General features: G+C 68.2%; 14 protein-coding genes. 4 read left to right on the top strand and 10 right to left on the bottom strand.

Translation table 11 applies throughout. The annotated features are described in order from the left end of the window. Nucleotides 1-81: 81 nt before the first annotated feature. Together Q9K23_RS14555 and Q9K23_RS14550 are read left to right on the top strand one after the other, a co-directional pair. Complete coding sequence (locus Q9K23_RS14555; RefSeq protein ID WP_053776296.1) at nt 82-1,215, top strand: citrate/2-methylcitrate synthase; 1,134 nt, start codon at nt 82-84, stop codon at nt 1,213-1,215. A gap of 30 nt (nt 1,216-1,245) precedes the next feature. Continuing rightward, nucleotides 1,246-1,770: a DUF1697 domain-containing protein gene (locus tag Q9K23_RS14550; RefSeq protein WP_020792051.1), complete on the top strand. Its 525-nt coding sequence runs from the start codon at nt 1,246-1,248 to the stop codon at nt 1,768-1,770. Between the two features lie 11 nt (nt 1,771-1,781). On the opposite strand, the gene Q9K23_RS14545 is transcribed toward Q9K23_RS14550, so the two are convergent. Next, nucleotides 1,782-2,111: a helix-turn-helix domain-containing protein gene (locus tag Q9K23_RS14545; RefSeq protein ID WP_020792056.1), complete on the bottom strand. Its 330-nt coding sequence runs from the start codon at nt 2,109-2,111 to the stop codon at nt 1,782-1,784. 98 nt (nt 2,112-2,209) lie between these two features. On the opposite strand from Q9K23_RS14545, the gene Q9K23_RS14540 reads away from it, so the two are divergent. Next, nucleotides 2,210-2,830 carry a malonic semialdehyde reductase gene (locus tag Q9K23_RS14540; protein ID WP_053776360.1) on the top strand — a complete coding sequence of 207 codons (621 nt, stop codon included), beginning with the start codon at nt 2,210-2,212 and terminating at the stop codon, nt 2,828-2,830. Nucleotides 2,831-2,846: 16 nt separating this feature from the next. On the opposite strand, the gene Q9K23_RS14535 is transcribed toward Q9K23_RS14540, so the two are convergent. The 4 genes from Q9K23_RS14535 to Q9K23_RS14520 form a co-directional block, all read right to left on the bottom strand. Beyond that, nucleotides 2,847-3,329 carry a hypothetical protein gene (locus Q9K23_RS14535; protein ID WP_020792055.1) on the bottom strand — a complete coding sequence of 161 codons (483 nt, stop codon included), beginning with the start codon at nt 3,327-3,329 and terminating at the stop codon, nt 2,847-2,849. A gap of 62 nt (nt 3,330-3,391) precedes the next feature. Beyond that, nucleotides 3,392-3,862: a MarR family transcriptional regulator gene (locus tag Q9K23_RS14530; RefSeq protein WP_020792057.1), complete on the bottom strand. Its 471-nt coding sequence runs from the start codon at nt 3,860-3,862 to the stop codon at nt 3,392-3,394. 101 nt (nt 3,863-3,963) lie between these two features. Then, nucleotides 3,964-4,380, bottom strand: a complete 417-nt coding sequence (locus Q9K23_RS14525) for a CoA-binding protein (protein ID WP_053776295.1) — start codon at nt 4,378-4,380, stop codon at nt 3,964-3,966. Nucleotides 4,381-4,390: 10 nt separating this feature from the next. Next, the gene (locus tag Q9K23_RS14520) at nt 4,391-5,311 is read right to left on the bottom strand and encodes a hypothetical protein (RefSeq protein ID WP_020792052.1); all 921 of its coding nucleotides are present in this window, start codon (nt 5,309-5,311) and stop codon (nt 4,391-4,393) included. 119 nt (nt 5,312-5,430) lie between these two features. On the opposite strand from Q9K23_RS14520, the gene Q9K23_RS14515 reads away from it, so the two are divergent. Further along, entirely contained in the window at nt 5,431-6,699 is a 1,269-nt protein-coding gene (locus tag Q9K23_RS14515; protein ID WP_305950170.1) for a dipeptidyl aminopeptidase, read from the top strand. Nucleotides 6,700-6,715: 16 nt separating this feature from the next. Here Q9K23_RS14515 and Q9K23_RS14510 read toward each other — a convergent pair whose 3' ends face one another. The 5 genes from Q9K23_RS14510 to Q9K23_RS14490 all read right to left on the bottom strand — a co-directional run bounded on the left by Q9K23_RS14510 (nt 6,716) and on the right by Q9K23_RS14490 (nt 12,261). Next, complete coding sequence (locus tag Q9K23_RS14510) at nt 6,716-8,038, bottom strand: NAD(P)/FAD-dependent oxidoreductase (RefSeq protein ID WP_305950169.1); 1,323 nt, start codon at nt 8,036-8,038, stop codon at nt 6,716-6,718. A 99-nt stretch (nt 8,039-8,137) separates the two neighbouring features. Further along, nucleotides 8,138-8,428 (bottom strand): hypothetical protein, encoded by a 291-nt coding sequence (locus tag Q9K23_RS14505; protein ID WP_020794030.1) that lies wholly within the window; start codon nt 8,426-8,428, stop codon nt 8,138-8,140. Between the two features lie 1,331 nt (nt 8,429-9,759). Continuing rightward, nucleotides 9,760-10,257 (bottom strand): transposase, encoded by a 498-nt coding sequence (locus Q9K23_RS14500; RefSeq protein ID WP_305950168.1) that lies wholly within the window; start codon nt 10,255-10,257, stop codon nt 9,760-9,762. Continuing rightward, complete coding sequence (locus tag Q9K23_RS14495; protein ID WP_020794916.1) at nt 10,221-10,832, bottom strand: IS110 family transposase; 612 nt, start codon at nt 10,830-10,832, stop codon at nt 10,221-10,223. Before Q9K23_RS14495 ends, Q9K23_RS14500 begins: the two co-directional genes overlap by 37 nt. A gap of 319 nt (nt 10,833-11,151) precedes the next feature. After that, on the bottom strand, nt 11,152-12,261 hold the full coding sequence (locus Q9K23_RS14490; RefSeq protein WP_053778401.1) for an alpha/beta fold hydrolase: 1,110 nt from the start codon (nt 12,259-12,261) through the stop codon (nt 11,152-11,154). Nucleotides 12,262-12,281: the final 20 nt, after the last annotated feature.

The following is a 12,281-nucleotide window of genomic DNA, read 5'->3' as shown; positions in this document are numbered from 1 at the left end:
GACGCACCCTGATCAACCTCGTCATCGTGGGGCATACCCCGCCCCTCACCGGGCATCACGGGAACCGACGAGGAGGACCTGATGACCGAACCCCTGATCGCACCGCCGGGACTGCACGATGTGATCGTCGCCGACACCGAGATCGGTGACGTACGTGGCCGGGAGGGCTACTACCACTACCGCGAGCACTCGGCGATCGAGCTGGCGCGGACCCGCTCGTTCGAGGAGGTCTGGTATCTGTTCGCCCACGGTCGGCTCCCCACCGCGGGCGACCTGTCGGCGTTCGTCGACGAGACCTCGGCATGTCGTGCGATCCCCGACGAGGTCGGCGCCATCCTGACCACCGCGGCCCTTCTCGGCGGTGAGCGCGAATCGCTGGCCGGGTTGCGCACGGTGCTGTCGGCGGTCGGCCCGGCCACCGGGGCCCGGCCGCTGTGGGATTGCGACGACGACGCCCGCCGCGACCAGACCATCCGGGTGGCCGCACTGACCCCGACCGTCCTCGCCGCACTGCACCGCATCCGCTCGGGCGAGCAGCCCCTGCAGCCGCGTCCCGATCTCGGGGTCGCCGCCAACTGGCTCTATCTGGTCACCGGCCACGTCCCCGGTCCGGCGCAGGTCCGGGCGATCGAGCAGTACCTGATCGCCACCATCGACCACGGGTTCAACGCCTCCACCTTCACCGCCCGGGTGATCGCATCGACCGGCGCCGACGTGTACGCCGCGGTCTGCGGTGCGATCGGCGCCTTCTCCGGCCCGCTGCACGGCGGCGCCCCCGACCGTGCACTCGATGCACTCGACGAGATCGCCGCCCACGGCGACGCCCACGCCTGGGCCCGGGAACAGGTGGCCGCGCATCGTCGGATCATGGGCTTCGGGCACGCCGTCTACCGCACCGCCGACCCGCGTTCGGTGATGTTGCGTGAGATCGCGCTGGAACTCGGTGGCCCGCTGGTGGATCGGGCAGTCGAGGCCGAGTCGGCGATCACCGAGGTACTCGCCGAGGCCCATCCGGATCGGCCGCGCCACGCCAACGTCGAGTTCTATGCGGGCGTGGTGATGGAATGCTGTGGGGTGCCGCGGGCGATGTTCACCCCGACCTTCGCGGTCAGCCGTACCGTCGGCTGGTGTGCGAACATCCTCGAGCAGGCCCGGGTCCGCAAGATCATCCGGCCGGCCGCACGCTACGTCGGCCCCGCACCGAGCGGCCGATGACCGGCCACCGGGCGTGTCACACTGGAACCCATGACACGCCAGGTGTTCCTGATCCGCGCGATCAACGTCGGCGGGGCCAAGCTCCCGATGGCCGAATTACGGGAGATCGCAGCCGATCTCGGCGCCACCGACATCGCCACCCACATCGCGTCGGGCAATCTGCTTGCCGCACCGCCGGACACACCCGAGCAGTTCGCCCGCGCCCTGGAGTCGGCGATACAGGAGCGTTACGGGTTCTACCGTGAGGTCATCGGACGCACCGCCGAGCAGTTGCGGGATGCGGTGGACGCCTACCCGTTCGTGGTCGACGAGGAGAAGTTCGCCCATATCTACTTCCTCACCGGCACACCCACCGCCGATGCCTCGCATGCCCTCGTGGACAAGGACTTCGGTGACGACGAGCTCGTCGTCATCGGCGCCGACCTGCACATCCGGTATGCGAACGGTGTGGCCGGCACCAAGCTCACCGCCCCGGTGATCGCGCGCACCCTCGGTGTGCAGGGCACCGGACGCAACCTGCGCACGGTGCGGACGCTGATCACACTGGTCGAGTGATGACGGGGTGATCAGGTCCGGAGGTTGGCGGTGGCCCACGCGGTGATCTCACGCAACGCCGGGAGCAGTGCCTCCCCGGATGCGGTGAGGCTGTAGCCGACCGTGATCGGCGGCCCGTCGTCGACGACGCGCTCGACCAGTCCGGCCCGGCCGAGTTCACCGAGACGGTCGGACAACACCGAGTCGGAGATCCCGCCGACCGCGCGCCGTAGCTCGGCGAAACCCGCCGGCCCCGACAGCAGGGTCGCGAGAATCACTCCGTTCCAGCGCTTTCCGAGGAACTCGAAGGCACGGACCAGCGCGGCGTCACACTCGCGCGGTTCACGCTCCCCGGTTGCCATGCTGCCGAGCGTAGCAATCGTGCTAGCGTGACCCTAAGTAACTAGTTTTTTCGAAGCGACATCTGATTCCCTAGTTGAACCACCGGATGGAGAGCACCATGACAGAGCTGGCCGAGAACCTGCCCGCAACCACGCCGCTCGACGGAAACGGCCGGTCGACGCTGTTCACCGCCGCCCGCACCGCGAACAGCTTCGCGCCCACGCCGGTCGGCGACGACGAACTCCGCGAGATCTGGGAACTCGCGAAGTGGGCCCCGACGGCCGCCAACACCCAGCCGCTGCGCGTGCTGTTCGTCCGGACCGAGGAAGGCCGCGACCGCCTGGTCCGGCACATGGCCGACGGGAACAAGGAGAAGACCGCGTCGGCGCCCGCGGTGGCCGTACTCGCCGTCGACACGCGCTTCCACGAGCACATCCCCGCCCTGCTCCCGTTCCGGCCGGAACTCGCCGATGTCTTCGCGACGAACGACGAGATGCGCAGCAGCACAGGTTCTTTCAACAGCGCACTGCAGGCGGGCTACTTCATCCTCGCGGTTCGGGCGCTGGGCCTGGCCGCGGGTCCGATGGCCGGCTTCGACTCCGACGGCGTCGATGCCGAGTTCTTCGCCGACGGCCGGTGGAAGTCGATCCTCGTGGTCAACATCGGTCACCCGGGCGAGAACCCCTGGTTCGACCGCCTGCCCCGCCTCGACCCGGCCGACAGCACACGCTGGGCCTGACCGCCGGGCGCGGAGGCTACGTGCGGGCGATCGCCGCGATGACGTCGTCGATGTCGGAGCGCTGCTGCTCGAACGGGGCCTCCCACAACTGACGGGGGAGCTCCTCGAGGCGTTTGACGGCCGTCTCGAGCTCTTCGAGGCGCTCGTCCTTCTCCCCGCCGGCGAGATCCTGTACCGCGATCAGCGCGTCGTCGAGGGTGAACACCGCGTCGTCCAGACGGTCACGCTCGGCGAGGGTGGCCGGGTCGTGCGGGATGGCCGGGTTCTGGTGCACGTCGGCGATCGCATACCGAACCCGGCGGTGCAGCAAGGCTTCCGGCGAGGTGGCGGTGGTCCACGACTTGGGGGCCCGGCTCGCCTTGCCCGGGATGAGGTCGGTGGAGTGAGCGAAGGCGCGGATGCGCTTGTCGGAGTCCCAGGCGAACCACACGGCCCCGGCCAGGATGCTCACTGCGACGACGACGATCACGACGACCACGATGATCCCGATGGTTGACATACCCCGACCCTATCCCTCGACCGCGCTCGTCGATGCCGACACCGCGCCGATCCCCCGGGCCGTCACTCCTGTTCCCGCACGGCCCGGACCGCGGCCGCGTTGACCCGGGTGAGTACCGAGTGCAGTTCCTCGAGGTCGGGCAGACCCACCCCGAGTGCCTCGACCACCTGGTGCGGGATCGGCAGCGCCCGGGTGCGCAGGGCACGCCCCTCGTCGGTGAGCTCGACGTCGACATTGCGCTCGTCGTCGTCACGGCGCCGCCGCACGATCAGTCCGTTGGCCTCGAGCCGTTTGAGCAACGGCGAGAGCGTCGCGGAGTCGAGTTGCAGCACCGTGCCGATGTCCTTGACCGCGCGGGGGGACTCCTCCCACAGCGCCAGCATCACCAGATACTGCGGATGGGTCAGACCCAGTGGTTCGAGCACTCGGCGGTAGATCCGCAGCACCGACCGGTTCGCCACGGCCAGCGCGAAACACACCTGGCGTTCCAGCAGCAGCGGATTGTCGGCGGTGGCCACCTCGGATTCGGTCATCGGCGTATCGCTCCTTCCCGCGTTCCCCATGGTAGGCGCCGCGGGCCCCGATTCCCCGCGACTCCCCTGCGATGTGCTCCCCCGGCGTCCGGGGCGGACGCTCAGGCCGACGGGGTGATCCCGGTGCGACGCTGCTCGATGATCAGGCACCGGTCCTCGACGTAGAGCAGGCCGGCCGATTCGGCGATCTCCCGCGCCTCGGGCGAACTGATCCCGAGCTGCAGCCACAGCGCGGTGGCACCGGCGGCGACGGCCTGGCGGGCGATCTCGGGGGTGTCGGCGGAGGGCCGGAACACGTCCACCAGCCCGACCTGTTCGGGGATGTCGGCGAGGGTGCGGTAGACCTTCTCGCCGACGATCTCGTCGGCGGTCGGGTTGACCGGGATGATCCGCCAGCCCAGATGCTGCATGTGGGCGGGAACCTCGTTGGCCGCCTTGGCGGGATTGGCACTCGCCCCCACCACGGTGATCGTGTCGTAGGTAGCCAGGATCTCTTCGACAACCGCGTCGGTGCTCATGACGGCCAGTCTAGGTCGCGGTGTCCGCACCCTTGAGGAGCGGCGTGCGCCGCTTGGGTTCGGCCGCGCCGGCGGTGGTGGAACTGCTCGGGTCGTCGATGGTGGTCAGCCAGGCGACGGTCACCGCACCCACGATCGCGCCGACGAAGCCGACGTAGGCCATCCACTGCAGGCCGTCGACGGCCTTGTCGCCGAGGAACAGCACCCCGATGATCGACGGTCCGCCGGTCTCGCCGACGACGAGCACCGCGGTCACGGCGTTCACCGGGCCCAGTTGCAGGGCCACGGTCTGCACGTAGAACGCGACCGCGCCGCCGATCGCGATCGTCCACGCGGCCGGGTCGGTGATCAGCGTGAGCAGATCGAAGGGGTGGATGCCCTCGAGGACGCGGGCGGCCACCGCGAGGGCGCCGTACATGACGCCCGACAGCGCGCCGCCGAACAGGGCGCCCCGCTGCTTGAGCAGGGTCAGGACCACCAGGCCCACCACCGCGAGGGCCGTGGTGATGCCGAACAGCCACCAGTGGAAGGTGAACGACGCCTTGGTGGTCGCCTCGTGGCCGGCGGAGGCCCCCAGCATGCACAGGGCGCCGACGACGAGGAAGATCGCCGCCCAGTCGCGTCCGCGCAGGGTGGTACCCAGCAGCACGGTGCCCAGGAGCGCGGTGATCACCAGGTTGGCCGCGACGATGGTCTGCGAGAGGAACAGCGGCAGCATGCGGGCCGCGACACCACCGCCGAAGAAGCCGATCATCACCAGCAGGGTGCCCATCAGGAATGCCGGGTCGGTGAACGCCGCCAGCGTCGACTTGGCCGACGCCGCCTCCCCCTGGGTGCGGGCGGCCCGCTGGGCCCCGAGCGCACGCAGGACCGTCGACAGCCCGTAGGCCACCGCCGCCAGGGATGCGGCAATGACACCGATCGCGAACATCTGGCCTCCTGAGCCCGAATTGTCGGGTTGTGCCCCGATTGTCTGTCATGACCGTAGTACGACTGCACGACCGGTTCCGAACGAGGAGAATACGTCGGGGGACCTCGTGAGGAGACGAGATGGAATTACGGCACCCGACACATCGCGCATACTCGCGGGGTTTCTACCCCGACGACGGCCGTGACTTCGAGGTGCGGCTCCTGCTGGGCTACGCCGGCTCCGGCGGCTCCGACGCCGGCGAGGTGCTGGCCACCATCGACGGCCTCGACGACGGTCACCCCGACGCATGGGCGCACGCGTGGCTCGCGCTGGGCCGGCGGGTGGCGTCGTCGGCGCGCGCCGCCCAGGCCGCAGGGCACACGATCAGCGCCGCGTCGGCGTATCTGCGTGCGGCGAACTATCTGTCGACCGCCTTCGACGGCCTCGACGGCGTCGGCACCGACAGTGCCCGGCTGGCGGTGTTCGCCGAGCACCGCGCCGCGTGGGACGGGTTCCTCGAGTGCGGGCCGTTCACCGCCCGCAGGATCGCGATCCCCTACGAGGACATGACGCTGCCCGGATGGTTCGTCCGGCCCGACCGGGCCACCGAGGGTTCCGCCACCGGGGGTTCCGCCGGCCGGCCGACGCTGGTGATGGTGAACGGCAGCGACGGATCGGTGTCGGGGGTGTGGTGCGCCGGGGCGCGGGCCGCGCTCGACCGCGGGTACAACGTCCTGCTGTTCGACGGCCCGGGCCAGCAGTCGATGCTGTTCGAGCACGGGGTGGGCTTCCGGCCCGACTGGGAGGCGGTGCTGACCCCGGTCACCGACACGCTGCTCGGGTTGCCCGGTGTGGATCCGGACCGGCTCGCGGTCTACGGCATCAGCCAGGCCGGGTACTGGGTGCCGCGGGCGCTGGCCGTCGAGCACCGGTACGCCGCGGCTGTCGCCGACCCCGGAGTGGTCGACGTCTCGGCGTCGTGGCTCGCGCATCTGCCGAAGCCGCTGGCCGCGATGCTCCACGACCCGACCGCCGCGGCGAAGTTCGACCGCGACATGAAACTCGGCATGACCGGACAGAAGGCGTTGCAGCGGATGTGGGTGTGGCGGGCCCGGCCCTACGGGTGGGACGGCCGCTACTTCGATGTGCTGCAGAAGGTCCGGGAGTACACCCTCACCGACGAGATGGCCGCGCAGATCACCACGCCGATGCTGATCACCTCCCCCGAGGGCGAGCAGTTCTGGCCCGGACAGTCCGAGCGGCTGGCCGCGATGATGACCAGCGCCCGCACCGTCGTCGTCGAGTTCACCGCCGCCGACGGCGCGAGTGGGCACTGTCAGCCGATGGCACGGGCGCTGACCGCCGAGCGCATGTTCGACTGGCTCGACGCCACCCTCACCTCGCGATGATTCGATCCTTGTTGTCTCAGAACGACTTTCGTGCGGTCTGCGGATCTCCGTAGGTGATCGCCCGCTCCCGGCGGGTGTCGGTCATCAACGACGTCGCCCAGACCAGCACAGTGCCGGCCCGGTTGCGGACGCCGGCGAGGAAGGCGATGTGGATGGCACCCCACGCCAGCCAGCCCATCCGCCCCGACAGCCGGACCCGGCCGGCCTCGAGCAGGGCGTGGCGGCGGGCGATGTAGGCGGCGCTACCCAGGTCGCGGTACCGGAATCCCGGCCGGTCGGCGCCACCGGCCACCAGGCCCGCGATCACCGCACCGGCATGCCGTCCGCCCTGCATCGCCACCTCGGCGACACCGGGTAGCCCCCGGTGCGAACTCATGTCGCCGACGACGAAGATCTCCGGGTGCCCGTCCACCGACAGGTCGTCGCCCACCGGGATGGTGCCGCCGCGCGCCTGGTCGACGCCGAGTGCCGTGGCGAGCGTGCCGGCGAACGGCACCGCCTCGACGCCGGTGGTCCACAAGGTGGTGCGTGCCGGGTAGGTGGTGACCGTGCCGGTCGCCTTGTCGGTGGTCTGGACCGCCTCCGCGGTGACATCGGTGACGTGTACGCCGAGGTGGGTTTCCACGCCGATCGCGTCGAGGGTCTCGCGGGCCCGTGCCGACAATGTCTCGCTGAACGACGGCAGCACCCGGTCGGCCCCGTGGAACAGCAGCACCCGCGCCTCGGCGGGGTCGATGGAGCGGAACTCGCGTTCGAGGGCGAGGGTGGCCAGTTCCCGGATCTGCCCGGCCAGTTCGACGCCGGTCGGACCACCGCCGGCCACCGCGAAGGTCAGCCACGGTTTGCGGGCCTCCGGGTCCGACAGGGTCTCGGCCACCTCGAACGCGGCGAAGATCTTGCGGCGGATCGCGAGTGCGTCGTCGAGGGTCTTCATCCCGATCGCGTGGTCCATCAGGTGCTCGTTGCCGTGATAGGAGGTCCGCATCCCGGCCGCGACGACGAGGTAGTCGTAGCCGACCTCGGCCACCGACGAATCCATCCGGGTGACGGTCACCGTCCTGGCGACCGGGTCGATGCCGGTCGCCTCGGCGCAGTAGACCTCGGCATTGCGCTGCCGGCGGAGCAGATGCCGGATCGGGGTGCTGATCGATCCCTCCGAGAGCGCCCCGGTCGCGCACTGGTAGAGCAGCGGCTGGAAGAGGTGACTGGTACCGCGGTCGATCACCGTCACCGAGACATCGGCGTCGCGCAGACGCCGTGCCGCGTTGATCCCGCCGAAGCCGGCACCGATGATGACCACGTGGGGACGGCCGACACGGCCGGGATCGGTTGAGCGCACGGCACCGATTGTGTCATCACAACCCGCCGATCGGGTGCCCGAACGCGTTCACGCCGGTGACCACACCGATGTCCCCGACAACTGAAAGAGGGCCGGGGCCTACTGCGTCAGGACCCCGGTGGTGGCCACGGCGGCGGCGGTGACCACGGCGACCGACGGCCAGGCGCCGATCTTCTTGGCCAGCGGGTGCGATGCGCCGAAGGCGCCGAGGTAGGTGGCGAGCAGACCGGCGGTGACCGCAGGGCCACGTCGGCGCCACTGGTTGGCACTGTAGGCACCGGCGGCGGCGAGCACCACACCGCCGAGGGGGCGCTGTCCGGTGGCACGGGCGATGCCATAACCGCCGACCAGGCCGACAGCGACTGCAGGAACCGAGGGATCGATACGCATGGGATCGAGCGTACGCGTCGCACGATCCGCCATGGATGGTAGAGCCGGGACCGAGCATCGCGAGGACCCGAGTCGAAACCCGGCGAGACGACAATGTCAGCGACCACCTCCGAGGTGGCCACCACCCGACGTCGACCGTCTGAGGTTTCGACACGCCTCGTTAACGACCCGTTGATGATTGAGCCGGGACCGAAGCGAAACCCCGAGAGACAACAGACAACCACGCTCCACCATGGATGGTAGAGCCGGGACCGAGCCCGAAGGGCGAGGACCCGAGTCGAAACCCGGTGAGACGACGATGTCAGCGACCACCTCCGAGGTGGCCACCAACCGACGTCGGCTGACAGAGGTTTCGACACGCCTCGTCGCCACGCTCCTCATCGGCTCAACCACCAACGCCTAGTTGCTGATTCAGGAGGGACCGATGCGAAACCACTTGAGACAAAAGACAACCCACGATCCACCATGGATGATTGAGCCGGGACCGAGCATCGCGAGGACCCGAGTCGAAATCCCCGCAGCCGACGTTGGAAGCCAACCACCTCCGCGGTGGCCGGGTTGACGACGTCGGCCGTCTGAGGTTTCGACACGCCTCGTCGCTACGCTCCTCATCGGCTCAACCACCAACACGTAGTTGCTGATTCAGCCAGGACCGAGACGAAACCCCCTGAGACAACAGACAACCCACGCTCCACCATGGATGATTGAGCCGGGACCGAGCATCGCGAGGACCCGAGTCGAAATCCCCGCAGCCGACGTCGGGAGCCAACCACCTCCGAGGTGGCCGGGTTGGCGACGTCGGCCGACAGAGGTTTCGACACGCCTCGTCGCTACGCTCCTCATCGGCTCAACCACCAACACGTAGTTGCTGATTCAGCCAGGACCGAGACGAAACCCCCTGAGACAACAGACAACCCACGCTCCACCATGGATGATTGAGCCGGGACCGAGCCGGAAAGGCGAGGACCCGAGTCGAAATCTCCGCAGCCGACGTCGGGAGCCAACCACCTCCGAGGTGGCCGGGTTGGCGACGTCGGCCGTCTGAGGTTTCGACACGCCTCGTCGCTACGCTCCTCATCGGCTCAACCATCAACGCCTATTTGCTGATTCAGCCGGGACCGATGCGAAACCACTTGAGACAAAAGACAACCCACGCTCCACCATGGATGATTGAGCCGGGACCGAGCCGGAAAGGCGAGGACCCGAGTCGAAATCTCCGCAGCCGACGTCGGGAGCCAACCACCTCCGAGGTGGCCGGGTTGGCGACGTCGGCCGTCTGAGGTTTCGACACGCCTCGTCGCTACGCTCCTCATCGGCTCATCGCTCCTATGTCAAGCGGCTGCTCGTGGAACCAGGATTTCGGTGTGTGAGCGGGCAGCGTGATCGGTGACCAGACGATGAAAAATTGTGCGTACGAGTCGCCGTTTCAGGCAACGCATCGCCTCACGAGACTTCTTACCCTCGGCCCGTTTCTTCGCGTAATAGGCATGCCCGAGACTGTCAGGCATACGAGACTGGGTCAACGCAATCCGATGGACCGCCGCATTGAGTTGCCTATTCCCCGAACGCGTCAACCGATGCCTACCAGCCGACTTACCCGACCACACCGGTACCGGAGCGATCCCGGCATGCCGAGCGAACTGAGCCTCGGTACCGAAACGCGAAATACCGGCCGACTCGCCAAGCAACTTCGCCGCACTGAGGATCCCGCAACCAGGCAACGCCACCAGCGACGGCACCGCCGCCGCAACCAACGCCGACAGCTGCTTGTGGACCTCGTTGATCTCCACGGTCAACGCCGCGATCGCAGCCACCTCTTTGATCGCCAACAGCACATCGATAGCGCCGCGGTCACACAGGTTTGCAACCAGGCTGCGAGGAGTTTCTGATGCTTCGCCCGGTTCAAACCCCCTTTCTTCACTTCGTGTTCGGGATCGATCGCATGCACCCGCCACAACACCCGATTGATCTTCGAAGTCCGTTCGTGAACAAGCGATTCCCGATAATCGGTGAGTGCTTTCACCGTGTAGCTGACCTCGTCGTGCGAGGCGATCGGAAGGTTGGGTTCACGGGCAGCGGCCCGGGCGACGGCCAGAGCATCGATCGGATCGGACTTACCTGGTTGACGGCCGGTCTTGCGGTGTTCGGCCATCAGATGCGGAGCCACCCGCACCACTTTCTGGTTCGCGGTCAGCAGGTCACGTTCGAGGAGCGCCGACATATTGCGGCAGTCCTCGATCGCCCACACCAAGTCGGTACCCAACTTCGCATGGGCCCACCGCAGAGCGGTCTGGTGACCGGTCGTGGTGGCGGGCACCGTCACGGTGCCCAGTTGTCTGCCGGCGGTATCGACCGCGACGAATGTGTGTGAGCGCTTGTGTACATCGGCGCCAACGATGATCATGGAAGATGCCTTCCTGTCGAACGGAATGGTGACAGTCGGGCCGGCCGGTAGGACATATCTCAGTGGGGGCGGTTGCCACGCTCCTATCAAGTCACATCCGGTCGGTCCGTCCACCCGGGCATCGGCAGAATGAGCCATGACCAATCCCCAACAGGTGTCGGGAACGGTCAACCAGCAACAGAGCCAGATGCCCGGTGGACTGAACACAACCACCAACTTGGTGGCCCCACAAGAGTGACACTGAAACCATCAACGCTTAGTTGATGATTGAGCCGGGACCGAGCCCCAAAGGCGACGTCGGCAGGTGCCTCGAACGTCGTCACCGTGCGTCGAGGTCTCCCAGGAATGTCTCCACCCGCGGCCAGGTCTCGGCGCTCGCTACGTCACCGGCGATCAGCCCGAGGTGGCTGGTCTCGACGGTGGTGAAGTGCACCTCGGCGTCGGCCAGGATGTCGACGCCGTGCCGGGCGGCGGCCCAACTGGTGATCGCATCGCGATGGCTGCCGAACAGTTGCACCGGTCGCGCGATCGACGTCAGATCCACGCACCGACCGTCGAAATCCACCACCCCGGTGGCCAGTTCACCGCGGTAGACGAAGTTCTCCCACATCTGCAACGACACCTTGCCGGGATAGCCGGGCATCGAGTTCTGGAAGCGGTCGATCACCTGCATCCGCCCGAGCGCCTCGACGTCGCCGGCGTTGCGTGCGATATACGCCGGCTTCTTGAGCTCCCGCTGCCAGGCGGTACCGCGATAGGCGATGCGCACCAGCGGCGCCGGAATACCCGCCAGCACATGCAATGCGCCCGTGACGAGTTTGCCTCCGGTCGGTGCCATGAGCTTCTTGACCAGTGGATACGGCTGGACGGCATCGTAGTCCAGCGGGGTGCCGATCGCGGTGATCGACCGGATGGGCAGATCGGGATGTGCGGCCGCGGTCAGCAGCGCGACGGTGCCGCCGAGGCTCCACGCGACCACATCGACCGAACTGGAACCGTCACGGTCGGCACCGGCATGATCGGCGAGCACCCGTCCGACGGCCTCGGGCACGATGTCGTCGAAGTAGTCGGCGAACCCCAGATGCCGGTCGGACCGGTCGACGTCACCGAAGTCGACGACGTAGGGCACCCGGCCGGCGGCGAGCAGTTCGGCCACCACCGACTGACCGGGGCCGAGGTCGTAGCAGCGGGCGGGCACCGCCAGCGGCGGCACGAGCAGGACCGGGGGCCGGCCCGCCGCACGGGCGGCACGCCGGTCCTCGAGGTCGCCGTAACGGCGCAACGTACGGTGCTCGCCGGTGTGCAGCACCGTGTGCGGTGTCTCGACGTCGGGCTGCACCTGATGTCCGCCGAGCAGTCGCAGCACCATCCGCGCGCCGTCGAGGCGCGAACCGGCGGCAGACGTCGTGGTGGCCGGGGTGTTCGACATGCGACTGGATCTTACTCGAC

It is taken from the genome of Gordonia sp. NB41Y (assembly GCF_030718915.1).
GTDB lineage: Bacteria > Actinomycetota > Actinomycetes > Mycobacteriales > Mycobacteriaceae > Gordonia > Gordonia desulfuricans.
The sequence above is the reverse complement of the archived record's forward strand: the minus strand, read 5'-3'. Positions and strand labels throughout refer to the sequence as shown.